The following is a 25,476-nucleotide window of genomic DNA, read 5'->3' as shown; positions in this document are numbered from 1 at the left end:
GACCCGTCGGAAGGAGGCGCTGTGCGTGCGATGGTGTACCGCGGGCCGTACAAGGTCCGCGTCGAAGAGAAGGACGTCCCGGCGATCGAGCATCCCGGTGACGCGATCGTCCGGGTGAAACTGGCCGCGATCTGCGGTTCGGACCTGCACCTGTACCACGGGATGATGCCGGACACGCGGGTCGGCATGACCTTCGGGCACGAGTTCATCGGCGTGGTCGAGGAAATCGGTTCCGGCGTGCAGAACCTGAAACGCGGTGACCGCGTCATGGTGCCGTTCAACGTCTTCTGCGGCACGTGCTGGTTCTGCGCGCGGGGGCTGTATTCGAACTGCCACAACGTCAACCCGAACGCCACCGCCGTCGGCGGCATCTACGGCTACTCCCACACCTGCGGCGGCTACGACGGCGGGCAGGCCGAGTTCGTCCGGGTGCCGTTCGCCGACGTGGGGCCCGCGGTGATCCCGGACTGGCTGGACGACGAAGACGCCGTCCTGCTCACCGACGCGCTCGCCACCGGCTACTTCGGCGCCCAGCTCGGCGAAATCGCCGAGGGCGACGTCGTCGTGGTGTTCGGGGCCGGGCCGGTGGGCCTGTTCGCGGCGAAGTCGGCGTGGCTGATGGGCGCGGGCCGGGTGATCGTCGTCGACCACCTGGAGAACCGGCTGGAGAAGGCGCGCAGCTTCGCCCACGCCGAGACGTACAACTTCACCGAGTACGACGACATCGTCGTGCACCTCAAGAAGCTCACCGACCACCTCGGCGCCGACGTCGCCATCGACGCGGTGGGCGCGGAAGCCGACGGCAACCTCACCCAGCACGTCACCTCGGCCAAGCTGAAGCTGCAGGGCGGCTCACCGGTGGCGCTCAACTGGTGCATCGACAGCGTCCGCAAGGGCGGCACGATCTCGGTGATGGGCGCCTACGGCCCGATGTTCAGCGCCGTCAAGTTCGGCGACGCGATGAACAAGGGCCTCACGCTGCGGATGAACCAGTGCCCGGTGAAGCGGCAGTGGCCACGGTTGTTCGAGCACATCCGCAACGGCTACCTGAAGCCGAGCGACATCGTCACCCACCGCATCCCGCTCGAGCACATCGCCGAGGGCTACCACATCTTCTCGGCCAAGCTGGACGGCTGCATCAAGCCGCTCATCGTCCCCAACGCCGGCTGAGGAAGGAACGACCATGACCTACACGTCGGAGCGGCCGCCGATCGCCGAGTCGAGCGACAGCCTGCGCGCGCGGATCCCGGGCTGGGGCGCGGACCTGGACCCGAAGGTCCGGCCGTCGGTGCCGAAGCTGCAGTGGCAGGAGGACAAGACCGGGGCGCACTGGGAGTTTCCCGAGCGGCAGCCGGAAAAGTGGCCGAGGGAACGCTCGATCGAGCACGAGTTCCTGACCCCGGTCTTCGGGACGTCCTGTCCCCCGAAGGGGCTTTCCGGTGCCCTGCGCCGGTTTTCCTACCGCAAGTACAGCGAAGGGCGGGCCGCGCACTGGCTCCTCCTGCTGGCCGCCGACCGGGTGGACGCCTGGGAGAGCCACCTGCGCTCGTTCGCCACGCTCCGCCCGGACAACCCGGTCACCGAGACCGGTGTGCTGAGCGAGTTCACCCGGCACGGCTTTTCTTCGCGGGCGGGGAAGAACCGCGCGGACGTCAAGCACCACCTGGCGGACCCGATCATCATCGCCGGCCCGTGGGTGCTGGCGGCCGGCCTGGCGTATTCGGCGGCCCGGAAGCTGTTGCGGTGGCGGCGCGGCTGATCGCCCGGCTCGCGGCGGCGGGCTCTTCGCGCCCGCCGTCGCGGCCGGTGGTCCGCTCCCCTACTGAGGCCCGTTGGTGAGCGAAAGGTTGAACGTGTAGCGGGACGCCCGGTACACGTGCCACCCGTACTCGACCACCCGGCCGGCGTCGTCGTAGGTCGTGCGCTGCATGGTGAGCAACGCCGCCCCCGGCTCCTCCTGCAGCAGTTCCGCGTCCTCTTCGGTCGCGAGCCGGGCGCCGATGTTCTGCTCGGCCGCGTGCAACCGCACCCCCGCCGACCGCAGGAGCTGGTAGAGCCCGCGCTCGCGCAGCTCGTCGTCGCCGGGGTCGAGGACGCCGTCGGGCAGGTAGTTGTTCATCAAGGCGAGCGGCTCACCCTCGGTCGAGCGGAGCCGCTTCAGCCGCCGCACGTGCGTCAGCCCGGGCGCTTCGAGCAGCTCGGCCACTTCGGCGCCGGCCTCCTCGACCCGGTTGACCAGCACCGCCGACTCCGGCTTGGCGCCCAGCCCGGCGAGGTCGTCGAAGAGACTGCTGAGCCGCAGCGGCCGGGCGACCTTCGTGCGGACGACCTGCGTGCCGACCCCGCGCCGCCGCACGAGCAGGCCCTGGTTGACCAGCGTCTGGATCGCCTGGCGGAGCGTCGGCCGCGACAGGCGCAGCCTCGCGGCGAGGTCGACCTCGTTGCCCAGCCGCGCTCCCGCCGGCAGCCTGCCGTCCTGGATCGCGGCGTGCAGCTGCCGGGACACCTGGAAGTACAGCGGCTCGGGGCTGCCCGGATCCAGGACGATCTCGCGCCCCGCGTCCCAGGCCGGGAAGGTGACGTCCGGCTTGCTCATCCGCGCAGCCTACCGCCTCCACGCCACCTGTTGGGATGACGTGTTGTCCATATGTCTTGACAAAGTCCTGGCCCGCTGGAATCGTCGCCGGCAGAGGCACGAAGGGCGTGTCCGGAGATCCAGCGGGGAGCGGGCCTGTGACCGACGTGCTGCGGCGCATCGTCGCCCAACGCGTGCACGACCCGGGCGCGATCGCCGAGGCGGCCGCGAACCGCATCCGCGCCGAGTCGCCGTTCAACGACAAGGGCCGGACGATGATCATCGCGGCGGACCACCCCGCCCGCGGGGCGAACGCGGTGGGCGGCAACCCGTCGGCGATGGCCGACCGCGGCGAGCTGCTGGAGCGGCTGTGCCTGGCCTTGGAACGCCCGGGGGTCACCGGCGTCCTGGCGACCGCGGACGTCATCGACGACCTGCTGCTGCTCGGCGTACTCGACGGCAAGACGGTGATCGGGTCGATGAACCGCACCGGGCTGGCCGGGTCGAGCTTCGAGATCGACGACCGCTTCGCCGGCTACGACGCGGAAGCGATCGAGCGGATGCGCTTCGACGGCGGCAAGACCCTGACCCGGATCTGCCTGGAAGACCCGGCCACGCCCGGCGTCCTGGAGAACACCGCGAAGGCGATCAACGAGCTGGCCGACCGCAAGCTGATCGCCATGGTCGAGCCGTTCCTGTCGACGTGGACCGAGGGGCGCGTCGAGAACGACCTCTCCCCCGGCGCCGTCATCAAGTCGATCACGATCGCCGCCGGCCTCGGCCGCTCCTCGGCCTACACGTGGCTCAAGCTCCCGGTGGTGGACGACATGGAGCGCGTGCTGGCGTCCTCGACGTTGCCGGCCGTCCTGCTCGGCGGCGAGGTGAAAGACCCGGATGCGGCCTTCGCCGCCTGGCAGCGGGCCCTGACCCAGCCGACGGTGCAGGGCCTGGTCGTCGGCCGCTCGCTGCTCTACCCCCACGACGGCGACGTCGCCAAGGCCGTCGACACCGCGGTGAGCCTGCTGTGAACCCGCCCCACCGCACCCGCGCCACTACCCGAAGGAACCCCGTGAACACCATCGAACACTGGATCGACGGCACCGCGACGCCGGCGGGCTCGACCCGCACGGCACCGGTCTACGACCCGGCCACCGGACAGCGGCAAGCGTCGGTCCTCCTCGCCGAAGCGTCCGATGTGGACACCGCGGTCGCGGCCGCCGGCAAGGCCTTCGAGTCCTGGGGTGACTCGTCGCTGTCCCAGCGCACCAAGGTCATGTTCGCCTTCCGCGAGCTGCTGGTGCGGCACGAAGACGAGCTCGCGAAGATCATCTCCGCCGAACACGGCAAGGTGATCGAGGACGCCCGCGGCGAGATCGTCCGCGGCCGCGAGGTCGTCGAATACGCCTGCGGCATCGCCGACGCGCTCAAGGGCAGCTTCTCCGACCAGGTCTCCCGCGACGTCGACGTGCACGACTTCCGCCAGCCCCTGGGCGTGGTCGCCGGGATCACGCCGTTCAACTTCCCGATCATGGTGCCGCTGTGGATGCACCCGATCGCCATCGCCACCGGAAACACCTTCGTCCTCAAGCCGAGCGAACGCGATCCGTCGGCCTCGAACTTCGTCGCGCGGCTCTACGCCGAAGCCGGGCTGCCCGATGGCGTCTTCAACGTCGTGCACGGCGACAAGACCGCGGTCGACGCGATCCTCGACCACCCCGGCATCGCGGCGGTGTCCTTCGTCGGCTCGACGCCCATCGCCAAGTACGTCCACGAACGCGGGACCGCGGCGGGCAAGCGCGTCCAAGCCCTCGGCGGCGCGAAGAACCACGCCGTCGTCCTGCCCGACGCCGACCTCGAGTACGCCGCCGGCCACCTCACGGCCGCCGCGTTCGGCTCGGCCGGCCAGCGGTGCATGGCAATCTCCGTCGGCGTGGCCGTGGGTTCGGCCGGCGACAAGCTGGTGGAGATCCTCGAACGCAAGGCCCGCGAGGTGCAGGTCGGCCCCGGCACCGACCCGGCCAGCGACATGGGACCGGTCGTCACCGAGGCCGCCCGCGAGCGCGTGGTGCATTCCGTCGCCCGCGGCGCGGAGCAAGGCGCCAAGGTCGTCGTCGACGGCCGCGACCTGAAGGTCGAAGGCCACGAGGAAGGCTTCTTCGTCGGCCCGTCCCTGCTGGACGGCGTCACCCCCGAAATGGACGCCTACCGCGAGGAGATCTTCGGCCCGGTGCTGGCGATCGTCCGCGCCGAGACGCTCGACGAAGCCATCGCCGTCATCAACGCCAACCCCTACGGCAACGGCACCGCCGTCTTCACCGCGAGCGGCGAAGCGGCACGCAAGTTCCAGCGCGAAGTGAAGGTCGGCATGATCGGTGTCAACGTCCCGATCCCGGTCCCGATGTCGTACTACTCCTTCGGCGGCTGGAAGGACTCCCTCATCGGCGACAGCCCCATCCACGGCCCGGCGGGCGTCCGCTTCTACACCCGCGCGAAGGTCGTCACCACCCGTTGGCCACACTCGGAGACCGCTTTCACCTTCCCCACCTCCAGCTGAACCCCACGCGGTCGAGCGCCGCGGGGGCCGAGCAACGGCAACGCCTCCATCCAGACCTTCGGCGCCTCCAGCAGCTCCTCGACGCACTCGCCGCGGTCGACCAGCGCGTTGCCGCACGTCACGCGCACCACGAAGTCGGCGTCCGTGTCGGGATGGCCGGCAACCGCTCGCACGGCAGGACCCGATCGCCTCCGCGTGGCCCCAGCAGCGGGCGCGCACCCCATCGCAACCGGAACATTCTTCTCCGGTTTCCGGTACCGTGGCGGCAGCCCGCCCAAGGAGGCCACCGTGGGGTACCGAGTCCCGTTCCCGAAGAACGCCGTCCACCGCTTCAACACCTGCGTGGGGGCGCTCCGGACGTCGCCGCGCCTGGGACCGGTGGTCCGGCGCCGCCTCACCGAGATCACCTACACGGGCCGGCGGTCGGGGCGCACCTTCAGCACTCCGGTCGGCTACCGGCGGGCGGGCGAGGTCGTCACCATCGGCGTGATGATGCCCGAGGCGAAGTCGTGGTGGCGCAACTTCACCGGCGACGGCGCCCCGCTCACCCTCGAACTCGACGACACCGGCCGCACCGGCCACGCGGTCGCGCGCCGCGACGCGAAGGGCCGGGTCACCGTGACCGTCCACCTCGACGGCGACGCCTAACCCGGCTGCGCGGCCATCCCGTGCCAGAGCAGATCGGCGAGCTCCGCCGCATCGCCCTGCCAGTCCCCCTCCGGGTCGAGCCACAGCAGGCCGCCCAGTCCCCGCATGACCAGCACCGGGGTCAGGCCCGGGCGGACCGTCCCGGCCGCCACGTTGGCTTCGAGCATCGCCGACACCGCGCCGAGCATGTCCTCGTAGGCGTCGCCCGGCAGCTCGCCCCGGAACGCCGTCGCGGTCCGCAGCGCGTCCGCCAGCCCCTTCTTCGTCATCATGTAGTGGGCGACGTGGTCGGTCACCCAGACGCGGAAGGCTTCGTCCGGGGCGTGCTTCTCCAGCAGCACCGGCACGATTTCCACGATGTGCCGGACCTCGCGCCGGTAGACCGCCAGGATCAGCGCCTCCGGCGTCGGGAAGTGCCGGTAGACCGTGCCGACGCCGACCTCGGCCTGCTTGGCGATCGCGTTGAACGAGACCTCGCCCGTGTCGGCCAGCGAAGCCGCCGCTGCGACGAGGATGCGCTCGTGGTTGCGCCGCGTGTCCGCGCGGCGGGAGCTGACCGATCCGGTCGTCATCGTTCCTCCCGGTGGTCGTGCCGTCCCGCTGAATCTAGCCGAGCGCTGGAGCAACTCCAGCTCCTGCAGTTCGTTGCCAAGCGGATTGTAATCCGCTAGCCTCGCGACCGAGTGAAGCGGATGAGTATCCGCTCCCGCCCTTCACCGCCCCACCACACCGTCGGGCAGTCCGCCCGGCTCCGCGGAAAGAGACCAGTGGACATCTCACTCCAAGTCAACGGCAAAACCGAACACCTGGACGTCGATCCCGGCGTCACGCTCCTGGACGCCCTGCGCGAGCGCCTCGCCGTCACCGGCCCGAAGAAGGGCTGTGACCGCGGGCAGTGCGGCGCCTGCACCGTGCACGTCGGCGGCAAGCCCGTGCTCTCGTGCCTCACCCTGGCCGCCACCGTCAAGCAGCCGGTGACCACCGTCGAAGGACTGTCCACTGAGGACGGTCTGCACCCGGTGCAGCAGGCGTTCGTCGACCAGGACGCCCTGCAGTGCGGGTTCTGCACCGCCGGGCAGATCATGTCGGCGGTCGCCGCCGTCGAGCAGGACGTCGACGACGTGCGGGAGTTCATGTCCGGCAACCTCTGCCGGTGCGCGGCCTACCCGAACATCGTCAAGGCGGTCCAGCAGGCGAGGCGGGTCGATGCGTCCCTTTGAGCTGACCGCACCCACCACCGTCGAAGCGGCGGTCGCCACGCCCGGCACGTACCTCGCCGGCGGGACGACCCTGGTCGACCTCATGAAGCTGGACGTCCTGACGCCCGAGCACGTCCTGGACATCAACGACGTGCCCTTGCGCGGCATCGACACCACCGACGGGCTCCGCTTCGGCGCGCTCGAGCGGATGGGCGCCATCGCCGCACACCCCGGCGTCTACCCGGCGATCTCGCGCGCCCTGCTGCTGAGCGCGTCCCAGCAGCTGCGGAACATGGCCAGCATCGGCGGGAACCTGCTGCAGCGCACGCGCTGCTCGTACTTCCGCGACATCACGATGCCGTGCAACAAGCGCGTGCCCGGCAGCGGCTGTTCCGCGATCACCGGCGCGAACCGGATGCACGCGATCCTCGGCACCAGCGAGTCGTGCGTGGCGACGCACGCCAGTGACGTCGCCGTCGCCCTGGTCGCGCTCGACGCCCGCCTGCGGCTGGCGGACGCGACCGGCACCCGCGAGGTCGCGCTCGGCGACTTCTACCAGCTGCCCGGCGACACCCCCGCCGTGGAGAACGACCTGCGCCCCGGCGAACTGATCACCGAGGTGATCGTGCCGCGGCTGGACTGGGCCGCGAACTCGACCTACGTCAAGGTGCGCGACCGGCAGTCCTACGAGTTCGCGCTGTGCTCCGCCGCCGTCGCGCTGGACGTCCGGGACGGGGTCGTCGCCGACGCCCGCGTCGCGGCCGGCGGCGTGGGGACGGTGCCGTGGCGGCTGACGGCCGTCGAAGCGGCCCTGCGGGGCGCCCCGGCGACCGAGGCCGCCTTCGAAGCGGCCGCGGCCGTGGCCGTCGAAGGCGCACAACCGTTGTCCGAGAACGGGTTCAAGGTGACGCTGCTGCCGCGCACCATCGTCCGGGCCCTGCTCGAACTGACCGAGGGGAGCTCTCGATGATCACCCGGCTGGACGCGCCGCTGAAGGTCACCGGCGGCGCCAAGTACGGCGCCGACCACACCTTCCCCGGCATGGTCCACGGCTACGTCCTGCTCAGCACGATCGCGCACGGCGAGATCGAGGCCATGGACGCCACCGCGGCGAAGAGCGCACCCGGCGTGCTCGAGGTGTACACGCCGTTCGACCCGCTGGCGCTGCTCACGCCGAGCCTGCCGATCTTCGGCGACACGTGGGTGCCGTTGCAGGACAAGGAAGTCACCTACTACGGCCAGCCGATCGGGTTCGTCGTCGCGGAGACGTTCGAGCAGGCCCGGGACGCCGCGTCCCTCGTCGAAGTCGCCTACCGCGAGCGGCCCGCCCGGACTTCGCTCGCCGAAGGCCTCGCCACCGCCGAACCGGCGTCGCCGGGCTTCGACGGCGCACCGCCGGAAATCGAGGTGCTCGAAGACGGCGTCGAGTCCATCGAAGCCGCCTTGGCCGCGAGCCCGGTGGTCGTCGAGGCCACCTACACGACCGCGACGCAGAACCACGCCGCGATGGAGCCGCACTCCGCGGTCGCGGTGTGGGACGACGGCGAGCTGACCGTCTACAGCGGGAACCAGGCGTCCCACATGCAGGCGACCGAACTGGCCATCGCGCTGGATCTGGCGCCGGAAGCCGTCCACGCGGTCAACCCGTTCGTCGGCGGCGCGTTCGGCGGCAAGGGACGGACGTCCACGCCGGCGTTCCTGGCCGCGGCCGCGGCCCGCTCCCTCGGCCGGCCGGTGAAGGCCGCGCTCACCCGCGAACAGGTCTTCACCGCCACCGCCGGCCGGGCCGCGACGGTCCAGAAGCTCGCGATCGGCGCCGAGCCGGACGGCACCCTGGTGGCCCTGCGCCACGACTCGTGGTGCCACACCGACACCGCCCGGTCGTTCGTCGAACCGACGTCGCACGGCACCTCGCGCGAGTGGTACGCCACGAAGAACCTGTCCATCACCCAGAAGGTCGTGCCGCTCAACCTCCCGCCGACGACGTTCATGCGGGCCCCCGGCGAGGCACCCGGTTCGTTCGCGCTGGAGAGCGCGCTCGACGAGCTGGCCGTGAAGCTGGGCATGGACCCGATCGAGCTGCGCGTCCGCAACAACTCGACCGCCCCGCCGGGCCACGACCTGCAGTGGTCGAGCAAGCACCTCGACGAGTGCTTCCGCATCGGCGCGGACCGCTTCGGCTGGGCGCACCGCCCGGCGGGCACGCGCACCGACGGCGACTGGCTCGTCGGCACGGGCGTCGCCACCGCGGTGTTCCCCGCCCTGCGGTTCCCGGCCACCGTCGGCATCACGCTGCGGGCGGACGACACCGCCGTCGTCGCGACCAGCGGTGCGGACCCCGGCACCGGCCTGCTGACCGTGCTCTCCCTGGTGGGCGCCGAATCGCTGGACATCCCGGCGGACCGGATCACCCCGCGCCTCGGCGACTCGGCCCTCCCGCCGGGCGGCATGTCCGGCGGCTCGACGGCGACCGCGAGCGCCGGCACGGCGATCATGCTCGCCGCCACCAAGGCGATCGACGAACTGACCGCGCTCGCCGCCGACCCCGGCGCGCCGTTCGCCGGGCGCCAGGTCACCTACGCCGACGGCCGCGTCTTCGCCGACGGCGAGTCGATGACCTTCGGCGAACTGCTGCGGGCCGTGGGACGCGAGACGCTCGAGGTGACCGGCACGTCGGCGCCCGGCGAGGAGATGACCAAGCACTCCTTCGCCTCGTGGGGCGCCCAGTTCGTCGAGGTCCGGGTGCACAAGTGGACGCGCGAGGCCCGCGTGTCGCGGATGCTCGGCGTCTTCGACGCGGGCCGGATCATCAACGACAAGGCGGCCCGCAGCCAGCTCATGGGCGGCATGATCTGGGGCGTCTCGGCCGCGCTGCACGAGGGCCTGGAGATCGAGGCGAACGGCCGGCTCGCCAACGGCGACTTCGCGAGCTACCTGCTGCCGGTCAACGCCGACATCCCGGAGGTCGAGGTCCAGTTCGTCGAGTACCCCGACACCCTGCACAACGCGGTCGGCGCGCGGGGCCTCGGCGAGATCGGCACGGTCGGCATGGCGGCGGCGGTCGCCAACGCCGTGTACAACGCCACCGGCATCCGGGTCCGGCACATCCCGATCACCATCGAGGACCTCCTCGAAGGCTGACCCCGTGGGCAGGGGGGCTCCGGGCCGCCCTGCCCACGGCAACAGAAATTCACGGTGTCTTCGCCCGCTCGGCGAATCCGGGCCGGGCGCCGTTATCCATCCGCGACAACGCGAGAGACGGTCCGCCCATGACGGCGGCCCGTCCGCGGTCCTAGGCTGACGGGCGCTTCCCCCGACAGTCCACGAAGGGACCCCCCGCATGACCGACCCCGTCGTCCCCACCACGTCCGGCGCGGTCCGCGGTCAGGTCACCCCCGCCGGCGTGGTGCTCTTCCGCGGCATCCCCTACGCCGCCGCGCCCGACGGCGAGCTGCGCTTCGCCGAACCCGTTCCCGCGCCACCGTGGGAGGGCGTCCGCGAGACGCAGAGACCGGGGCCGACGGCGCCGCAGCGCCGTCACGACGTGCCCGGCCTCGACCTGACCCCGCTCACCGGCACCGGCTGGCGCCCGGGGCCGGAGTACCTGACGGTCGACGTCTGGACGCCGCAGCCGGGCGCCGCCTCGCTGCCTGTGCTGGTGTTCGTGCACGGCGGCGCGTTCCTCGGCGGCGCCGGGTCCGCCGCGGTCCACGACGGCACGGCGTTCGCCCGCGCCGGCGCGGTGCTGGTGACGGTGCAGTACCGCCTCGGCATCGACGGGTTCCTCCCCCTCGACGGCGGGGCGACCAACCTCGGCCTGCGCGACCAGCTCGCGGCCCTGCACTGGGTGCAGGAGAACATCGCCGCGTTCGGCGGCGACCCCGCCAACGTCACCCTCTTCGGCGCCGCGTCGGGCGCCGTCAGCGTCGCCTGCCTGCTCGGCTCGCCGCTGTCGGCCGGGCTCTTCCACCGCGCGATCGTCCAAAGCGGACACCCGGACATGGTCCGTGACACCGTCCAGGCCCGGCGGCTGGCCAAGGTGGTCGCCGACGAGCTGAAGGCCGAACCGACGGCGGAGGCGTTCCGCAAGGTGTCGACCGAGCAGCTGCTCGACGCCCAGGACGCGGTCCTGCGCCCAGGCGGCGCACCCGACCTGCGCGACGCGCTGGGCTACGACCGCGGCTACGGCCTGAGCCCCTTCCTCCCGATGATCGGCGACGACGTCCTGCCCCACCACCCGGCCAAGGCGATCAAGGCGGGCGCGGGCCGCGACGTCGACCTGATCGCCGGCAGCTGCAGCGAAGAGATGCGCCTCTACCTGGTGCCGACGGGCGCCCTCGAAGCGGTCACCGACGACCAGGCGGTGGCCTCCCTGGCGGTCTCGCACCCGGATCCGGCGGGCGTGCTCTACGCGTACGGCCTCGGTTCGGGCCGCACGGCGGGCGAGGTGCTGGTCGAGGCCTTGACGGACCTGGTCTTCCGCGACGGCGTGCGCGATCTCGCCGACAACCACACCGGCCGGACGTTCCGGTACGAGTTCGAGTGGGGCTCGCCGCTGCTCGACGGCAGGCTGGGTGCGTGCCACGGGCTGGAACTGCCGTTCGTGTTCGGAGCGCTGGACACGCTCTCGGGGCCGCGCGGCCTGCTCGGCGAGAACCCACCGCACGAGCTGGCGGCCGAGCTGAACGGCGCCTGGCACCGCTTCGCCACGACGGGTTCGCCGGGCTGGGCGGAGTACACGGGCGAGGACACGATGTTCCACGCCTACTGAGCTCCGGAGATCACGAACCGGTCGAGGGCCTTGCTCCAGCGGGCTGGCTCCGGGCCCGGACGGTTGACTATCCCCCTGCTCCGCTGCCACGCTCAGGCGCCCGGACGGCCGGATGAATGGGGACCACCGATGTCCGAGGCGGGCTCTGCCGCACCGCCACGCGCCTTCGTCCGCACGCTGCTGCGCAGCGGCACCCCTGCGGACCCCGCCGAGCCCGTTTCCGACAGCAGCGACCTCACCGCCGTCGGGGACGCGACGCTCGCCCGCGCCTCGCGCTACTGGGTAGCGGTGCCGCTGGCCTACCGGGCCGCCGCGTTCGTCAAGGTGTTCATCGGGTTCACCGCCGCGAACGGCGTGGTCGGGCTCGCACCGGTGCTCGGCGCCACCGCCTTCGCCGTCGTGGCCGACACCGCCGCCGTCGTCTGGGTGCTGCGTTCGGGCGGCCTGCGGGCCCGCTTCACCGGGCGAGCCCTCGGGCTGGACCTTTCCCTCGGTGTGGCCCTCAACCTCGTGGTCGCCATGACGGCCCCGGCCGCGGTGCAGCCGTTCGCCGTCGACGTGTCCTGGACCTGGCTGGTCGGCTCGGTCGCCATGTGGGCCGGCACGTCCGGGCTGCCCGCGGCGCTGTGGGTGTTCGCCGCGGCCGTCCCGTTCCGGGCCGTGCTGACGCTCGCCGGCGGCCTGCCCTTGAGCAACCAGCTCGCCCTCACCCGGTCGATCGGCTGCATGGTGGCGCTGGCGGTGGCGATCGTGCTCGCCGCGGCGATCCTCATCCTGCTCGGCGTCGGCACCCGGTTCGCAGTGGACATCGGGCTGCGGCGCGGGCGCGAAGCCGAGCGCCGCCGGACGCGGCGCATCATGCACGACAGCGTGCTGCAGACCCTCGAAGCGCTGGCCATTTCGGCGCCGGGCGACGACGCCCAGGCCGTCACGCGGCTGTCAGAGCTGCGTTCGGTCGCCAAGGCGGAGGCGGCCGAGCTGCGCCGCCGGATCACCGAACCCGTGCCGACCGGGTCGACGCGCGGGTTCGCGGTCGAACTCGCCGACGTCGCCACCGAGCTGGCCCGCGACGGCCTGCGCACGCAGCTCGTCGCCGCGGACTTCGCCGACGACCACAAGGTGTCGCAGGACCGGCGCACCGCGTTGTGCGAAGCGGTCCGGGAAGCGTTGCGCAACACGGTGAAGCACTCCGGGACGAAGCAGGTCGTGCTCCGCGTGGAGAAGCGCGACGGCGGGATCGCGGTGGTGGCCCGCGACCAGGGCCAGGGCTTCGACGTCGGCGACCGGCCACCGGGCTTCGGCATCAGCCAGTCGATCATGGCCCGGCTGGCCGAGGTCGGCGGGCACGGCACGGTGGACTCGCAGCCGGGCCGCGGCACCCGCGTCACGATGTGGGTGCCGGGCTGAGCCACCTGCTCAGGCCACGCGGCGAGCCGCGGTCAGCCGGGTGGTGGCGCTGACGCCGTGATCGCAGCGCGGGCAGGACATCGCCACGCCTTTCCTTGCACCCGGGCGCCGAACCGCCGGGCCTCGATTCGACACCCGGGTCGTCGACCGTGCCTAGACCGCGACCGCGAGGGGCACGCGCACCACCACGAAGTCCGGCCGCTGCCGCAGCGCGAATCCCAGGGATCGGTAGAGGCGGATCGCCGAGGTGTTCGCCGCGGCCGCGTGCATCATCGGGATCTCGCCGCGCTCGCGGATGCCCGCGGCCACCGCGAGCACCAGCCGCGTCCCGAATCCTTGGCCACGGTAGGCCGGGTCCGTGCAGACCGCGCTGATCTCCGTGTAGCCCGGCGGGTGCAGCCGCTCGCCGGCCATCGCGACGAGCGCGCCGCCGCGCCGGATGCCGAGGTAGGTGCCGAGCTCGACGGTCCGCTTCCGGAACGGCCCCGGCCGCGTCCGCTCGACGAGGTCCAGCATCTCCGGCACGTCCGCGGGGCCGAGCCGCACGGCTTCCGGCTCGGGCGCGGCCGCGACGCCCTCGTCGACCAGCTGCACGCCGGGGATCTCCTCGAGCACCGCCCAGCCGGACGGCGGCCGCTCGAAGGTCGCGGCGAGCACGACGGTCGCTCCCGGCCCGGCCAGCTCGGCGACGTCCCGCCAATCCTGCTCGCCCGGGTCGCCGGGCAGGGCCAGGAACGGCGCGACGTCCTCCGGATAGCGCAGGACGCGCCCCCGCCGTTCCGCGAAGCGGGCGTGCGGACCGGTCAGCGACGCCCAGGTCGGGTTGTCGAGCGGAGAAGCCATGGCTCCAGCATGCGGACGGTTGCCCGGTGACCGCTGCCACTCCCACATCCTGGGTAGGGTGCGCACGTGGGTTCCCAAGTGCCGGTGTGGATTCCGATCGTCGTCGCCCTGCTCGGCCTCGCCGGGGTGATCCTGACCCAGATCCTCTCCGGACGGCGGGAGATCCGGCGCATGGCCGAAGAGGCCGCTCGCGAAGAGCGCCGCTGGCAGCGCGAACGCGAGGCCCGCACCCACGAGACCCGCGCCGACGCCTACGCCCAGCTGATGGGCGTCCTCGAAGCGTTCGACGGCGTGCTGTTCCAGGCCCGCGCCGTCCGGGAATCGGGCGGCGAACTCGACGAACACCAGCTCGAAGAGCTGCGCGAGGTGCGCAGCGAGGCCCAGCACGCGCTCGGGCCCGTCGTGCTGCACGCGCCGGAGGCGGTCCGGCGGCTGGTCAGCGACGCCACGCTGCCGCGGATGCGGCTGGCCGCGATGCTGCTGGACCCGGACGACGACCGCACCAGGCTGCGGCCCGCCTGGGACGCCGGCCAGCGCGGCTACCGCGTCATGCGCGCTCGGATGCGGGCCGACCTCGGGTTCGACGCGGAACCGGTGGACGAGCTGTACGGCACTCAGCCGACCGTGGTCAGTTCTTCGTCGGAGAGCACTTCGGAGCCGGCCGAGACGACCAGCCTGCCGCCGTCGACCTGGTAGCGGTAGTCGCCGTTCACCGCGACGAAGCCACCGCCCTCGGCCTGGGCCGGCAGCATGATGTGGGTGTCGTCGGAGGCGGCCTGCCCGCGGGCCTGGCCGTCGTAGAAGATCCGGCCGTCGGGGGTCCGGCAGATCGTGACGAGGGACTTCGCGGTCTGCGCCACGAGCAGCGCCGTTCCGGTGCCGCCGGGCAGGTAGCGCGCCGCGTCCCCCGGACACGGCTTGTCCGCCGACGTCGACGTGGTCGTCGACGGTGTGACGGGTGGGGTGACGCCGTTCGCGGTCGTGATCACGGTCTCGGTGGTCGGCAGCGCGGGCGTCGTGTACTCCGGGAAGGGCCCCGACGCGGACGACGGGGGCTGCGAGTCGCCGGTGAACAGCAGGACCCCGCCCACCGCGACACCGGCCACCACCATCAGCGTCAGCAGCACCCACAGCGCCCGCGCGCGAGCCCGGCCCGGCGCCAGGCCCTTACAGGTGCCGCAGCGCCGGGCGACGGGGTCGTTGACCGCGCCGCACTGCGCACACGTCCAGGGAAAACCCGCCATCGGGCCTCCTTCGGCCCGGCGCCACGCCACGCCGGCCCCTCCATCGTCACCGACGAGGGCACCGGCTGCAACGGCTCGTGGCTAGCCGTGCACGACGTTGACCATCCACGGGATGCCGAACTTGTCGACGCAGGCGCCGAATTCGTCGCCCCACATCTGCTTTTCGAAGGGAACCGTCACGGTGCCGCCGTCGCTCAGCTTGTCCCAGTAGCCGCGCAGGTCGTCGGCGTCGTCCCCGCTGAGGCTCACCGAGATGTTGGTACCCGGGTTGTGCTCCATCCCGGCCGGGGTGTCCGACGCCATCAGCGTGAAGCCGTTTTCGGCCTCCAGCTGCGCGTGCATGACCTTGTCCGCGTCCGCCCCTTCGGGTGAGCCGAATTCCCCGAACGTGTTCAGGGTGAGCGTGCCGCCGAAGACACCCTTGTAGAACTCCATGGCCTGCCGCGCGTCGTCGCGGAAGCTCAGGTACGGGTTGAGACGAGAAGCCACGGCCATCTCCTTCGATCGGACGAGAGCAGCATCCTCGCAGAACGCGGGGACCGTGCCAATCGGAGGATTTTCAGTCAGAGCACGAACCGCCGCTGCGCGACGGGCTCCATCGGCAGGGCGCCGTGCAACGCGGCCCGGGCGCGCAGCTCCAGCGCCCGGTCCAGCGGCCGGGCCCCCGGCGCCGCGGTGTGGAACGTGCCGCGGTCGAACAGGTACACCAGGGCGAGCTTCCCTTCGCGGCGCCCGGCCGGCTCGGCGAACTCGACGGTCGCGAACCGCAGCGCCCCGCCGTAACCCGCCCGGGCCAGCCGGTCCGCGACGTCGACCAGGTCGCCGGTCAGCACGCGCAGGTCGCGGTTGCGGCGCCAGCACCGGACCGTCGAACGGCCGTGCAGGTCCTGCGTCACCAGCGGGTGCACCGGCAGCCGCGCCGACGTCGCGGCGATCAGCTCCGCCTCGGTCCGGGCCAGCGCGTCCCCGTCCACCTGGAAGTCGACCGTGCCGCCACCGGTGGGCGCGAGGCCGAGCGCGGCGCGCATCCGCGGGGCGGCCGCGGCGAGGGTGTAGAGGGACTGCAGGTGCGGGCGGGAGGTCCAGCACCGGACGAGCTTGCTGTCCAGCAGGGTCACGTCGAACGTTCCTATCCTCATTTCGGAGGCCGCCGGACCGGGCGCACTGGCAATGTCCACTGTGGACGTCAGACGCGGGGACGCGGGACCGGAAAGGACAGCATGCGCCCGCGCGGCCCATTCCGGCCCGGAACTCCGCCGCGACACGGCGAGCGGTACCGGCCCGCCGCCGAACGGTCACTCCGGGTAGGTTCCGCCGATCAGCGGTATTCCTCTCGCCTCACGCGGTGGCGATCACCACCTTGCCGAAGTTCTCCCGGCTCTCGAAACGGCGAAAGGCCGCTTCGGCCTCCTCGAACGAGTGAACGCTGTCGACGACCGGCTCGAGGGGCCACACGTCGAGCCACCGGAGCAGGTCTTCGGTGTCCTCGCGGCTGCCGACCCAGATCTTCCGCACGGTCGCCCCGCTGCGGAAGAGATCCATGAAGTCGACCGGAGGCCCGCTGCGGCCGACGAACCCGACGAGCGCGATCTCGGCGTGGTGCGTCCCGGCCGCGACCAGCGACTGCGCGAACGTGCCGGGCCCGCCCACCTCGACGATCCGGTCCGCGCCGCGCCCGCCGGTGGCGTCGAGCACCGCCTTGCCCCATTCCGGCGTGGCGACGTAGTCGATCACCGTGTCCGCGCCGAGTCCGGTCAGCTTGGCCGCCTTGGCCGCGCTCGACGTCGTCGCGACGACCCGCGCCCCGCGCGCCTTCGCCAGCTGCACGGCGAACAGGGAGACGCCGCCGGTGCCGAGGGTCAGCACCACGTCGCCCGGGCGCACGCCCTCGAGCGACGTCCACGCCGTGACCGCGGCGCACGGCAACGTCGCACCTTGCTCGAAGGTCAGCGAATCCGGCAGCGCGACGAGCGCGTGTTCCGGGACGGCGCGGTATTCGGCGAGCCAGCCGTCCCGGCCGTTGCCGTATCCCACCATCGTCTCCGGCATCCGCCCGGCGATCCAGTCCGGGTGGAAGGCGTTGAGCACCCGCTCTCCCCCGGCGAAGCGCGTGACCCCCTCGCCGGCCGCCACGACCTCGCCGGCGGCGTCCGACACCGGGATCAGGTCCGTGGCGCCGGTGGCGATGTGGTCGCCGTTCAGGATCAGCAGATCGCGGTAGTTCAGCGACACGGCCCGCACCCGGACGAGCACCTCGCCGCGCCGCGGTTCGGGCATCGGCTCCTCGCGCTGGACCAGGCGGCCGGACCGGGGACGGTAAACGCGCACCGCGCCTCCTTATGTTAATCAAATGACTAACATCGACCATGGCACAGCGCCGCGCCTCCCGGCAACCGGGGATACTCGGAGCATGGCCAGCCGCACCGCGACTCCCCTGGACCACCCGGCCCTCGAGGACGTCTCCTTCAGCGCAGCCCTGGAAGCCCTGCGCGACCCGCACCGGCTGACCATGGTCGCCGCCCTCGCCCGGGAACCGGGCCAGTCGTGCGGCGCGATCATGCCGCCGGTCAGCAAGCCCGCCGCGTCCCGGCACTTCAAGATCCTCCGCGCGGCCGGGCTGCTCCGGCAGTGGGACAGCGGCACGCAGCGGCTGAACGCGTTGCGCCGCGAGGAGTTCGACGTCCGCTTCCCCGGCTTGCTCGACCTGGCCCTCGCCGAAGCCGCGCGCGGCTGATTCTCCCCGTTCCTCGCCAACCAGACATTTAGCGTTGCTAATAGATCTGGGTCAGAGCTACCGTCGGAGGCATGACCGAACTCGCCGACCGGCTGCTGGGCGCCGTCCAGGGGATCCGCCGGGTGGTGCGCCGCCGGGTGCGCGCGGACGTGCCGGGCATGCCGCTGCCGGGCGCCCAGGTCGAGCTCCTGCGCGTGGTGGCCGACCACCCCGGCATCGGCGTCGCCGCGGCGGCCCGCGAACTGCACTTGGCGAACAACTCGGTCAGCACGCTGGTCAACCAGCTCGCCGACGCCGGCCTGCTCCGCCGCGAGGCCGATCCCGCCGACCGGCGCGCGGCCCGGCTGGAGGTCACCGCCGCGGCCGCCGACCGGATGGCGGCCTGGCGCCGCGCCCGCACCGGGCTCGTCGCCGACGCCCTCGCGGAACTGTCCGAAGAGGACATCGCGGCGATCGAACAGGCGTTGCCGGCACTGGAAAAGCTCACGGGCATCCTGAAGGAGCAGCCATGACCGAACCCGCGGCGGTGCGCTGCACCGGCCTGAGCCACTCGTTCGGCGCGACCCGCGCGGTCGACGGCGTCGACCTCGAAATCCACCCGGGCGAGGTGTTCGGCCTGCTCGGCCCGAACGGCGCCGGCAAGACGACCACCCTCCGGATGATCACCACGCTGCTGCCGGCCACCCCGGACCGCATCTCGGTCTTCGGCATCGACGTCGCCCGCGCCGGATGGCCGTGCGGCGGCTGATCGGGTACGTCCCGCAGCAGCTCTCCGCCGACAGCGCGCTGACCGGCCGCGAGAACGTCGCCCTGTTCGCGCGGCTCTTCGACGTGCCCCGCCGCGGGCGCGCCGAGCAGGTGCGGCTCGCCTTGGAACTGGTCGGGCTGGCCGACGACGCCGACCGCACGGCCAAGACGTACTCCGGCGGCATGATCCGCCGGCTCGAGCTCGCCCAGGCTCTGGTCAGCTCGCCGCGGCTGCTCATCCTCGACGAGCCGACGATCGGGCTCGACCCGGTCGCGCGCTCGTCGGTGTGGGACCGCATCTCCGCCATCCGCGAGGCGACCGGCATGACGGTGCTCGTCACCACGCATTACATGGACGAGGCCGAGCAGTACTGCGACCGCGTCGCCCTGATGCACGCCGGCCGGATCCGCGCGCTGGGCACGCCCGCCGAGCTGGAGGCCGGCCTCGGCCCGGAGGCCACTTTGGACGACGTGTTCCGGACGGTGACCGGGAACCGCCTCGACCACGAAGAAGGAGGGATCCGCGGTGTCCGTGCCACTCGCCGTACCGCCCGCCGCCTCGGCTGACCCCGGCCCGCTGCGCCGGCTGCGCGTGCTCGGCGCCCGCGTCGGCGCGATGTGCCTGGTGGAGCTGCAGAAACTGCGTCGCGATCAAACCGAGCTGCTGACCAGGGCGATCCAGCCCGCGCTGTGGCTGCTGATCTTCGGGGAGACGTTCACCCGGCTGCGGGCGATCCCGACCGGCTCGACGCCGTACCTCGACTTCCTGGCGCCGGGCATCCTGGCCCAGTCGGCGCTGTTCATCGCGATCTTCTACGGCATCCAGATCATCTGGGAGCGCGACGCGGGCGTGCTCGCCAAGCTCCTGGTGACCCCGACCCCGCGCGCGGCACTCGTCGCGGGCAAGGCCTTCGCCGCCGGGGTCCGCGCGCTCGTCCAGGCGCTGATGGTGCTGATCCTGGCCGCGGTCCTCGGCGTCGGGCTGACCGCGAACCCGCTGAAGCTGCTCGCGATGGCCGTCGTCCTCGTGCTCGGTTCGGCGTTCTTCTGCTGCCTGTCCATCGTGATCGCCGGGATCGTGCGGTCGCGGGAACGGCTGATGGGCATCGGGCAGGCGATCACGATGCCGCTGTTCTTCGGCTCGAACGCGCTGTACCCGGTGGACCTGATGCCGCCGTGGCTGAAGGCGCTCAGCCACGTCAACCCGCTGAGCTACCAGGTCGACGCGCTGCGCGGCCTGCTCATCGGGACACCCGCCCACCTCGGGACCGACTTCGCCGTGCTGGCGGTGGCGACGGCGGTGGCCGTTGCGGTCGCCTCGGCCCTGCTCGGCCGGTTGGCCCGGTGAGGCACTCGTCTCACCGAACGGAGGCTTTATCGGCCGATGCCTAATGTCGAATTCGTGAAACGTCGCGGGGGCGTGGTCCCTTTTGCCGGATTGTGTGTGCTCGCCGGGATTCTGGTGGCCGGGACGGTGGCGCCCGCCGCCATCGGGGCGGGCCTGCTGTCCAATCAGGTCAGCGATTCGGTGGACGCCATTTCCGCCCGGCTCGCCGCGGCCGATCTGCCGCTGACCACGACGGTGACCGACCGCGACGGCACCCCCATCGCGACGCTCTACGCGCAGTACCGCCTCCCGGTCACCGCGGCTGGGATCGCGACCACGATGAAGGCGGCGATCATCGCCATCGAGGACCGCCGGTTCTACACCGAAGGCGGCGTCGACCTGCAAGGCATGCTCCGCGCGGCGGTCAACGACAGCGCCGGGGGCTCGCTTCAGGGCGCGTCGACGATCACGCAGCAGGAGGTCAAGAACTACCTCATCAACGTCGTCGACCGGAACGACCCCGCGGCCCAGCAGGCCGACCGCGAGGACTCGCTCGCCCGCAAGCTGCGGGAGGCGAAAATGGCCGTTCAGCTCAACGACACGATGAGCAAGGACGACATCCTGGCGAATTACCTCAACGTGGTCGAATTCAGCGGAACCGTGTACGGGGTCGGTGCCGCGGCCCAGGCGTATTTCGGGACGACCGCGGACAAACTGACCGTGGCGCAGGCGGCACTGCTCGCCGGAATGGTGAACAACCCCAGCGTCTACAACCCGTACACCCACCCGGACAAGGCGCTGCAGCGCCGCAACCTCGTCATCGACGACATGGTCACCAACGGCTCCATCCCCGCCTCGTACGCGGCGACGGCGAAGGCGGCCCCGCTCGGGCTGCTGCCGAACGGCCCGGTCACGCCGTCGGGCACGTGCCTCGGCGCCGCGCCGGACGCCGGATTCTTCTGCGCCTACGCGGAAAGCTACCTGGTGCACGCCGGGTTCACCGCCGACCGGCTGGCCACCGGCGGGTACACGATCAAGACCACCCTCGACCCGCGCGTCTCCCAGGTGAGCAAGGACGCCGTCGACGCGAACGTGCCGACCACCCAGGACGGTGTGGCCAACACCTTCGCCGTCGTCCAGCCGGGCCAGGGCGGGCACCAGGTGCTCGCCATGGTCGCGAACCGCAACTACGGCACCGATCCGGCGCGGGGCGAGACGTCGACCGACATCGTCGCCGACGCGAGCAACGAGTTCGGCGCGGGCTCGTCGTTCAAGATCTTCACCTCGGCCGCGGCGCTCGTCACCGGCCAGGCGGGCCTCGACACCCCGCTGCCCAACCCCGACAGCCAGTGCTTCCCGGTGCCGGACGCGCATTCGTCGTGCTACACCGTCCACAACGACGGCCACTACGCCGACCCGATCACCCTCGCCGACGGGCTGGCGACATCGCCGAACGTCGCGTTCGTCGGGCTCGAGAGCCAGGTCGGGATGCCCGCCGTGCTCGACATGGCCGCCAAGCTCGGGCTGCGCAACACCCTCGCGACCAACGACGCCGGCCGCACGCCGGACCCGAAGTCCGGCAATCCGCAGTACAGCGAGCCGCAGTCGCAGTACTTCCGGAACCTGCTGTCGTTCACCCTCGGCAACAGCCCGGTGAGCCCGCTGGAGATGGCCAACGTCTCGGCGACGCTGATGAGCGGCGGCGTGTGGTGCCCGCCGAACCCGATCCTGTCGGTGACCGACCGGAACGGCAACGCCGTGCCGGTCGCGCAGCAGGCGTGCGAGCGGGTCATCCCCGAGGGCGTGGCGGACACCCTGGAAGCGGGGCTGAGCAAGGACACCACGAGCGGCACGTCCGCCGAAGCGGCCCGCGCGGCCGGCTGGACCCGGCCCGACATCGGCAAGACGGGCACGACGCAGCAGAGCGAATCGGTCGCGTTCGTCGGCGGTGTCGACGGCTACGCGGTTTCGTCGATGGTGTTCGCCGACGGGCCGCACCCGCGGGAGATCTGCCCGGGCACGCCGGTGCACCTGGGCGACTGCGGCCACGGCGCGTTCGGCGGCACGGTCGCCGCACCGCCGTACTTCCACGCCATGAGCCGGCTGCTGGCCGGGGTCCCCGACCAGCCGATCCCCGCCGCCGACCCGGCCTACCTGGCGGCGCGGTCGTGACCTACCGCGGTTCGAGGAAGACGAGCGGGATCTCGCGCTCGGTCTTCGTCTGGTACTGCGCGTAGTTCTTGAAGTCGGCGGTGATCTTCGGCCACAGCCGGGCGCGCTCTTCGGCGTCGGCCACGCGGGCGCGCATCGGCTTCTTCGGGCCGCCCTTCAGCGAGACCTCGACGTCGGGGTGGTCGCGCAGGTTGAGGAACCACGCGGGGTGGGTGTCGTCGCCGCCCCGCGACGCCACGACGACCACCGCGTCACCCTCCTGGTGGGGCGAGGTGAGCAGCACCGACCGCGGCTGCCCGCTCTTGCGGCCGACGGTGGTGAGTTCCAGCACGGGCATGGCGACCTGCCAGCCCACCCGCCCACCGGTGAGCTTGATCAGGCCGCGGTGCACGGCATTCATGGTCTTCAGGGCGAAGTCGCTCGGCATGATCCCAATCTAGCCCTGCGGCTTCCGGCGTCGCGGTACGGCCCGAATGTCCGGTTCGCCGGATGCGGGTCCCGACGGGATCGGCCGGGATCGGCAAAACCGCCCCGGCAACCGGCAACGGTGTGCGAGGCTGCGCGGCGAGGGAAGAACCGGAAGAGAGAAGACCGATGCTGATCTGGGGCTGGCGCACGCGCATCTACGTGCTGGCGATGACGACGTTCTTGTGCGGCCGGTGCGGTAACCCGGCTGCGCACGCGGTGCGCAAGGCGGTCACGAAGTTCACGCTGTTCTTCATCCCGCTGTTCCCGATCAGCGTCAAGTACACGGCACAGTGCACGTTCTGCGGGATCGAGAACCGCATCCCGAAGGAGGACGCGCTGCGGCTGCAGGCCCAGGAGGAACAGGGCCAGGCCCGGCAGCAGGCGGCGCCGGGATACCCTCCGCACCCTTCGCAGGGCGCGGCTCCGCAGGCCGGGTTCCCTCAGCAGGGGTATCCGCAGCATCCTTCCCAGCCGCAGGGGTTCCCGCAGCCGGGCCAGTTTCCGCAGCAGGGCCAGTAGGCACAGACCGGCGGCGGCGGTCCGGTGAGTGTCCGGACCGCCGCCGGGCTTGTCTCCCATTCGGGATTCCCGCCGTGGCAAGGGATCGAGCAGGCCGCCCGGCCACGCATCCAACCCGGCCCGGGATTCCACGACAGCCCGTACTCGGGCGGATCGCCCGGCCGCCGCATCCATCCCGGCCCGGAAGTTCCGCGGCAGCCGAGGCTGAGCCCTCCGGCCGCTCGGTGGCCGATCCGCGCGGCCGGGAGCCCGGCCCGGCCGTCTCCGTGGCAGTGAGGTTTCTCTGTCCAGTTGTCAAACAACCGCCGGTCGCCGGGTCAGGCGACCGATCTCTGCTCGGGGTTGACGAGGGCTTGGCCAGCGGGTGTCAGGACCGCCGGAACCAGCTCGCCCGGGCGGCCGGGGCGGGCCGCGCGGACCAGGCCCTGGTGGGCCAGTGCGTGGGCCGCGAACTGGTCGCCGCACGAGAGGCCGTCGATGAACAGGTCCGGTTCGCTGCTGCAGGACACCCGGCCGCGGCCGGCGCCGACTGCTCGGAGCATCGCCCGCATCCGGTGGTTGACCACGGGGTGCGCTGCCGGTGAGCCGGTCTTCTCGTTCCCGTTCATAGCGGTCCTTCCCGCTCGTGGTTCGGCCTCTACCCCTGCGTCGAATCGGTGGGCGTGATTTCGACAGCGGGTCCGGGCCGGAGCGTCCCCCTCATCGTCACCGCAGGCGATCCAGCACGGGTCGAAGCCTCATCGACAGGCGTTCGGAGGCCGGCCGCGAACGGATGGGAATCAGAAGGGCGGCTTCACCGCGCCCACCGGTTCCGGCGTCCAGGCACTGCTCCCTTCGCCACCCGTCGCGCGGCTGACCTTCGTCACCTTGGCGGTGGCGTACCGCAGCGATGGCCCGATCTCCTCGACCTCCAGCTCCACGACTGTGCGCTTCTCGCCCTCCTTCGTGTCGTACGACCGCTGTCTCAGCCGGCCGTGGACGACCACGCGAGCGCCGCGGACGAGCGACTCGGCGACGTTTTCCGCGTACTCCCGCCACAAACTGCAGCGCAGGAACAGCGCGTCGCCGTCGCGCCAGGCGCCGGACTCGCGGTCGAACACCCGCGGGGTGCTCGCGACCGTGAAGTTCGCGACCGCCGAGCCGGCCGGGGTGAAGCGCAGGTCGGGGTCGCTCGTCAGGTTGCCGACCACGGTGACCGTCGTTTCGCCTGCCATCGATCTCTCCTCGTCTTCCGGGTGCGGGGTGCACCGCTCTTGCCGATGAGGAGAGCACGGGGGTCCGACAATTCCGGACCGGGCGACGAGATGCCGACACCCGGCCGGGGTGGTTACCTGCGGCCATGCCGACGGCGTTTCAGCAGGAGCTCGTCACGCTCGCCCACCGGCTGGCGGACCTGTGCGACCTCGTCGCGAGCACGCTCGAGGAGGCCACTCGCTCGGTGCTGGAAAGTGACCACACGCTGGGCGGACGGGCGCGGGAGCAAGCGGCGGCGGTGACCTCGCTCGGGGCCGCGTGCGAAGACCAGGCGTGTGCGTTGCTGGCCTTGCACGCGCCGCGGGAGGCGGAGGTGAAGGCGGTCGTCGCGGCCGTGCACACCGCCGCGGATCTCACTCGGATGGGTGGTCTTGCGCGGGAGGTCGCCGAGGCGCGGGAATCCGTGCCGCCGGAGGTGCGTCCCGCGCTGGGCCGGCTGGGCGACCACGCGGCCGCCACCGCGCGGGCCCTGCGCGAGGTGCTGGTCGGCGGGGACGGGACGGGGCTCGGTGACGCGGCGGCGCTCGTGGGGGCGGCCGAGCGGGAAGTGCGGGAGTGGGCGGACGGCCGGGAGGGGTTGCGCGGGGCCGGTTTCGCGGTCGAGCTCGCGTTGCTTGCCGCGGTCTACGGCCGGTTTGCCGCGACGGCGGTCCGGATCGGGCGCCGGGCCGCGGGGTTCGCGCCGGTGGGGGCTTAGCGGCTCGGTGGTGGGCGCGTTGGCTGCGCGCGGGATGCGGCCGCGGGTGGACCGTTGCCTGGATCCCGCCGATCGACGCTCAGCGGGACGGATCGGCTGCGCCGAGATGCGACTGCGGGCGGCCCGATCACCAAGCTGCCCGGACCCGCCGATCGACGCCCGACGGGACGGGGATCGGCTGCGCTGAGATACACCTGCGGGCGCCCAGCCACCAGGCTGCCGAGATCCCGCCTGGCGACGCCCGGCGGGACGGGGATCGGCGCCCCGCGCGCCGATGGCGCTCGACAGCCTGGGCTGCCGGGACACCGCCCAGCCGC

General features: G+C 72.1%; 27 protein-coding genes and 1 pseudogene. 18 read left to right on the top strand and 10 right to left on the bottom strand.

Going from position 1 to position 25,476, the window contains the following annotated elements:
• Positions 1-30: 30 nt before the first annotated feature.
• Positions 31-1,170 carry a zinc-dependent alcohol dehydrogenase gene (locus tag ISP_RS16015; RefSeq protein ID WP_230468934.1) on the top strand — a complete coding sequence of 380 codons (1,140 nt, stop codon included), beginning with the start codon at positions 31-33 and terminating at the stop codon, positions 1,168-1,170.
• Positions 1,171-1,183: 13 nt separating this feature from the next.
• Complete coding sequence (locus ISP_RS16010) at positions 1,184-1,759, top strand: hypothetical protein (protein WP_013224912.1); 576 nt, start codon at positions 1,184-1,186, stop codon at positions 1,757-1,759.
• A gap of 60 nt (positions 1,760-1,819) precedes the next feature.
• On the opposite strand, the gene ISP_RS16005 is transcribed toward ISP_RS16010, so the two are convergent.
• Positions 1,820-2,596, bottom strand: a complete 777-nt coding sequence (locus ISP_RS16005; RefSeq protein ID WP_013224911.1) for a GntR family transcriptional regulator — start codon at positions 2,594-2,596, stop codon at positions 1,820-1,822.
• A 137-nt stretch (positions 2,597-2,733) separates the two neighbouring features.
• Here ISP_RS16005 and ISP_RS16000 point away from each other — a divergent pair, with 137 nt between their 5' ends.
• The 3 genes from ISP_RS16000 (at position 2,734) to ISP_RS15990 (ending at position 5,777) form a co-directional block, all read left to right on the top strand.
• Positions 2,734-3,603: a Cgl0159 family (beta/alpha)8-fold protein gene (locus ISP_RS16000; RefSeq protein WP_013224910.1), complete on the top strand. Its 870-nt coding sequence runs from the start codon at positions 2,734-2,736 to the stop codon at positions 3,601-3,603.
• A gap of 41 nt (positions 3,604-3,644) precedes the next feature.
• The gene (locus tag ISP_RS15995) at positions 3,645-5,129 is read left to right on the top strand and encodes a CoA-acylating methylmalonate-semialdehyde dehydrogenase (RefSeq protein WP_013224909.1); all 1,485 of its coding nucleotides are present in this window, start codon (positions 3,645-3,647) and stop codon (positions 5,127-5,129) included.
• Between the two features lie 288 nt (positions 5,130-5,417).
• Complete coding sequence (locus ISP_RS15990; protein WP_013224908.1) at positions 5,418-5,777, top strand: hypothetical protein; 360 nt, start codon at positions 5,418-5,420, stop codon at positions 5,775-5,777.
• On the opposite strand, the gene ISP_RS15985 is transcribed toward ISP_RS15990, so the two are convergent.
• Positions 5,774-6,349, bottom strand: a complete 576-nt coding sequence (locus tag ISP_RS15985; protein ID WP_013224907.1) for a TetR/AcrR family transcriptional regulator — start codon at positions 6,347-6,349, stop codon at positions 5,774-5,776. The genes ISP_RS15990 and ISP_RS15985 overlap by 4 nt on opposite strands.
• 195 nt (positions 6,350-6,544) lie before the next feature.
• Here ISP_RS15985 and ISP_RS15980 point away from each other — a divergent pair, with 195 nt between their 5' ends.
• The 5 genes from ISP_RS15980 to ISP_RS15960 all read left to right on the top strand — a co-directional run bounded on the left by ISP_RS15980 (position 6,545) and on the right by ISP_RS15960 (position 13,154).
• On the top strand, positions 6,545-6,997 hold the full coding sequence (locus ISP_RS15980; protein ID WP_013224906.1) for a (2Fe-2S)-binding protein: 453 nt from the start codon (positions 6,545-6,547) through the stop codon (positions 6,995-6,997).
• Entirely contained in the window at positions 6,984-7,946 is a 963-nt protein-coding gene (locus tag ISP_RS15975; RefSeq protein ID WP_013224905.1) for an FAD binding domain-containing protein, read from the top strand. The genes ISP_RS15980 and ISP_RS15975 overlap by 14 nt, the downstream gene beginning before the upstream one ends.
• The gene (locus ISP_RS15970) at positions 7,943-10,117 is read left to right on the top strand and encodes a xanthine dehydrogenase family protein molybdopterin-binding subunit (protein WP_013224904.1); all 2,175 of its coding nucleotides are present in this window, start codon (positions 7,943-7,945) and stop codon (positions 10,115-10,117) included. Before ISP_RS15975 ends, ISP_RS15970 begins: the two co-directional genes overlap by 4 nt.
• A gap of 199 nt (positions 10,118-10,316) precedes the next feature.
• Entirely contained in the window at positions 10,317-11,747 is a 1,431-nt protein-coding gene (locus tag ISP_RS15965) for a carboxylesterase/lipase family protein (RefSeq protein WP_013224903.1), read from the top strand.
• Between the two features lie 129 nt (positions 11,748-11,876).
• The gene (locus ISP_RS15960; RefSeq protein ID WP_013224902.1) at positions 11,877-13,154 is read left to right on the top strand and encodes a sensor histidine kinase; all 1,278 of its coding nucleotides are present in this window, start codon (positions 11,877-11,879) and stop codon (positions 13,152-13,154) included.
• Positions 13,155-13,307: 153 nt separating this feature from the next.
• Here the strand turns inward: ISP_RS15960 and ISP_RS15955 are convergent, their stop codons facing one another.
• Positions 13,308-13,997, bottom strand: coding sequence for a GNAT family N-acetyltransferase (locus ISP_RS15955; protein WP_014466913.1), 690 nt, complete (start codon positions 13,995-13,997; stop codon positions 13,308-13,310).
• Positions 13,998-14,063: 66 nt separating this feature from the next.
• Here ISP_RS15955 and ISP_RS15950 point away from each other — a divergent pair, with 66 nt between their 5' ends.
• Positions 14,064-14,693 (top strand): hypothetical protein, encoded by a 630-nt coding sequence (locus ISP_RS15950; RefSeq protein ID WP_161790930.1) that lies wholly within the window; start codon positions 14,064-14,066, stop codon positions 14,691-14,693.
• On the opposite strand, the gene ISP_RS15945 is transcribed toward ISP_RS15950, so the two are convergent.
• The 4 genes from ISP_RS15945 to ISP_RS15930 form a co-directional block, all read right to left on the bottom strand.
• Positions 14,612-15,241, bottom strand: a complete 630-nt coding sequence (locus tag ISP_RS15945; RefSeq protein ID WP_063606959.1) for a hypothetical protein — start codon at positions 15,239-15,241, stop codon at positions 14,612-14,614. The genes ISP_RS15950 and ISP_RS15945 overlap by 82 nt on opposite strands.
• Positions 15,242-15,322: 81 nt before the next feature.
• The gene (locus ISP_RS15940) at positions 15,323-15,730 is read right to left on the bottom strand and encodes a VOC family protein (protein WP_013224900.1); all 408 of its coding nucleotides are present in this window, start codon (positions 15,728-15,730) and stop codon (positions 15,323-15,325) included.
• 74 nt (positions 15,731-15,804) lie between these two features.
• Positions 15,805-16,359 carry a PspA-associated protein PspAB gene (gene pspAB, locus ISP_RS15935; protein WP_013224899.1) on the bottom strand — a complete coding sequence of 185 codons (555 nt, stop codon included), beginning with the start codon at positions 16,357-16,359 and terminating at the stop codon, positions 15,805-15,807.
• Between the two features lie 220 nt (positions 16,360-16,579).
• Positions 16,580-17,569 (bottom strand): zinc-dependent alcohol dehydrogenase family protein, encoded by a 990-nt coding sequence (locus tag ISP_RS15930; protein WP_013224898.1) that lies wholly within the window; start codon positions 17,567-17,569, stop codon positions 16,580-16,582.
• A gap of 82 nt (positions 17,570-17,651) precedes the next feature.
• Here ISP_RS15930 and ISP_RS15925 point away from each other — a divergent pair, with 82 nt between their 5' ends.
• The 5 genes and pseudogenes from ISP_RS15925 to ISP_RS15900 all read left to right on the top strand — a co-directional run bounded on the left by ISP_RS15925 (position 17,652) and on the right by ISP_RS15900 (position 22,221).
• Positions 17,652-17,975, top strand: coding sequence for an ArsR/SmtB family transcription factor (locus tag ISP_RS15925; protein WP_013224897.1), 324 nt, complete (start codon positions 17,652-17,654; stop codon positions 17,973-17,975).
• Between the two features lie 71 nt (positions 17,976-18,046).
• Positions 18,047-18,487, top strand: coding sequence for a MarR family winged helix-turn-helix transcriptional regulator (locus ISP_RS15920; RefSeq protein ID WP_013224896.1), 441 nt, complete (start codon positions 18,047-18,049; stop codon positions 18,485-18,487).
• A pseudogene (locus tag ISP_RS15910) lies at positions 18,484-19,289 on the top strand (ABC transporter ATP-binding protein). The gene ISP_RS15920 and the pseudogene ISP_RS15910 overlap by 4 nt, the downstream one beginning before the upstream one ends.
• A complete protein-coding gene (locus ISP_RS15905; protein ID WP_013224893.1) occupies positions 19,249-20,070 on the top strand; it encodes an ABC transporter permease in 822 nt (273 codons plus the stop codon). Before ISP_RS15910 ends, ISP_RS15905 begins: the two are co-directional and overlap by 41 nt.
• A gap of 36 nt (positions 20,071-20,106) precedes the next feature.
• Positions 20,107-22,221 (top strand): transglycosylase domain-containing protein, encoded by a 2,115-nt coding sequence (locus ISP_RS15900; protein WP_049878122.1) that lies wholly within the window; start codon positions 20,107-20,109, stop codon positions 22,219-22,221.
• Position 22,222: 1 nt separating this feature from the next.
• Here the strand turns inward: ISP_RS15900 and ISP_RS15895 are convergent, their stop codons facing one another.
• Positions 22,223-22,648, bottom strand: a complete 426-nt coding sequence (locus tag ISP_RS15895; RefSeq protein ID WP_013224891.1) for a nitroreductase/quinone reductase family protein — start codon at positions 22,646-22,648, stop codon at positions 22,223-22,225.
• 167 nt (positions 22,649-22,815) lie between these two features.
• Here ISP_RS15895 and ISP_RS15890 point away from each other — a divergent pair, with 167 nt between their 5' ends.
• The gene (locus tag ISP_RS15890; RefSeq protein ID WP_013224890.1) at positions 22,816-23,208 is read left to right on the top strand and encodes a zinc-ribbon domain-containing protein; all 393 of its coding nucleotides are present in this window, start codon (positions 22,816-22,818) and stop codon (positions 23,206-23,208) included.
• A 317-nt stretch (positions 23,209-23,525) separates the two neighbouring features.
• Here ISP_RS15890 and ISP_RS15885 read toward each other — a convergent pair whose 3' ends face one another.
• Both ISP_RS15885 and ISP_RS15880 read right to left on the bottom strand, forming a co-directional pair.
• A complete protein-coding gene (locus ISP_RS15885) occupies positions 23,526-23,816 on the bottom strand; it encodes a hypothetical protein (RefSeq protein ID WP_013224889.1) in 291 nt (96 codons plus the stop codon).
• Positions 23,817-23,987: 171 nt separating this feature from the next.
• On the bottom strand, positions 23,988-24,422 hold the full coding sequence (locus ISP_RS15880) for a single-stranded DNA-binding protein (protein WP_013224888.1): 435 nt from the start codon (positions 24,420-24,422) through the stop codon (positions 23,988-23,990).
• A gap of 125 nt (positions 24,423-24,547) precedes the next feature.
• Between ISP_RS15880 and ISP_RS15875 the strand changes: the two genes are divergently transcribed.
• A complete protein-coding gene (locus ISP_RS15875) occupies positions 24,548-25,159 on the top strand; it encodes a PhoU domain-containing protein (RefSeq protein ID WP_014466909.1) in 612 nt (203 codons plus the stop codon).
• The last annotated feature ends 317 nt before the right edge of the window (positions 25,160-25,476 follow it).

This window comes from Amycolatopsis mediterranei, from assembly GCF_026017845.1.
GTDB lineage: Bacteria > Actinomycetota > Actinomycetes > Mycobacteriales > Pseudonocardiaceae > Amycolatopsis > Amycolatopsis mediterranei.
This window is presented reverse-complemented; position numbering and strand designations above follow the sequence as displayed.

Bases quoted from the DNA above. Each gene is read 5' to 3' on its own strand.
- ISP_RS15975 (WP_013224905.1), top strand. From the start codon at position 6,984: ATGCGTCCCTTTGAGCTGACCGCACCCACCACCGTCGAAGCGGCGGTC.
- ISP_RS15900 (WP_049878122.1), top strand. From the start codon at position 20,107: ATGCCTAATGTCGAATTCGTGAAACGTCGCGGGGGCGTGGTCCCTTTT.
- ISP_RS15965 (WP_013224903.1), top strand. From the start codon at position 10,317: ATGACCGACCCCGTCGTCCCCACCACGTCCGGCGCGGTCCGCGGTCAG.
- ISP_RS16005 (WP_013224911.1), bottom strand. From the start codon at position 2,596: ATGAGCAAGCCGGACGTCACCTTCCCGGCCTGGGACGCGGGGCGCGAG.
- ISP_RS15920 (WP_013224896.1), top strand. From the start codon at position 18,047: ATGACCGAACTCGCCGACCGGCTGCTGGGCGCCGTCCAGGGGATCCGC.
- ISP_RS15890 (WP_013224890.1), top strand. From the start codon at position 22,816: ATGCTGATCTGGGGCTGGCGCACGCGCATCTACGTGCTGGCGATGACG.
- ISP_RS16015 (WP_230468934.1), top strand. From the start codon at position 31: ATGGTGTACCGCGGGCCGTACAAGGTCCGCGTCGAAGAGAAGGACGTC.
- ISP_RS15945 (WP_063606959.1), bottom strand. From the start codon at position 15,241: ATGGCGGGTTTTCCCTGGACGTGTGCGCAGTGCGGCGCGGTCAACGAC.
- ISP_RS15970 (WP_013224904.1), top strand. From the start codon at position 7,943: ATGATCACCCGGCTGGACGCGCCGCTGAAGGTCACCGGCGGCGCCAAG.
- ISP_RS15985 (WP_013224907.1), bottom strand. From the start codon at position 6,349: ATGACGACCGGATCGGTCAGCTCCCGCCGCGCGGACACGCGGCGCAAC.
- ISP_RS15880 (WP_013224888.1), bottom strand. From the start codon at position 24,422: ATGGCAGGCGAAACGACGGTCACCGTGGTCGGCAACCTGACGAGCGAC.
- ISP_RS16010 (WP_013224912.1), top strand. From the start codon at position 1,184: ATGACCTACACGTCGGAGCGGCCGCCGATCGCCGAGTCGAGCGACAGC.
- ISP_RS15960 (WP_013224902.1), top strand. From the start codon at position 11,877: ATGTCCGAGGCGGGCTCTGCCGCACCGCCACGCGCCTTCGTCCGCACG.
- ISP_RS15955 (WP_014466913.1), bottom strand. From the start codon at position 13,997: ATGGCTTCTCCGCTCGACAACCCGACCTGGGCGTCGCTGACCGGTCCG.
- ISP_RS15875 (WP_014466909.1), top strand. From the start codon at position 24,548: ATGCCGACGGCGTTTCAGCAGGAGCTCGTCACGCTCGCCCACCGGCTG.
- ISP_RS15895 (WP_013224891.1), bottom strand. From the start codon at position 22,648: ATGCCGAGCGACTTCGCCCTGAAGACCATGAATGCCGTGCACCGCGGC.
- ISP_RS15885 (WP_013224889.1), bottom strand. From the start codon at position 23,816: ATGAACGGGAACGAGAAGACCGGCTCACCGGCAGCGCACCCCGTGGTC.
- ISP_RS15925 (WP_013224897.1), top strand. From the start codon at position 17,652: ATGGCCAGCCGCACCGCGACTCCCCTGGACCACCCGGCCCTCGAGGAC.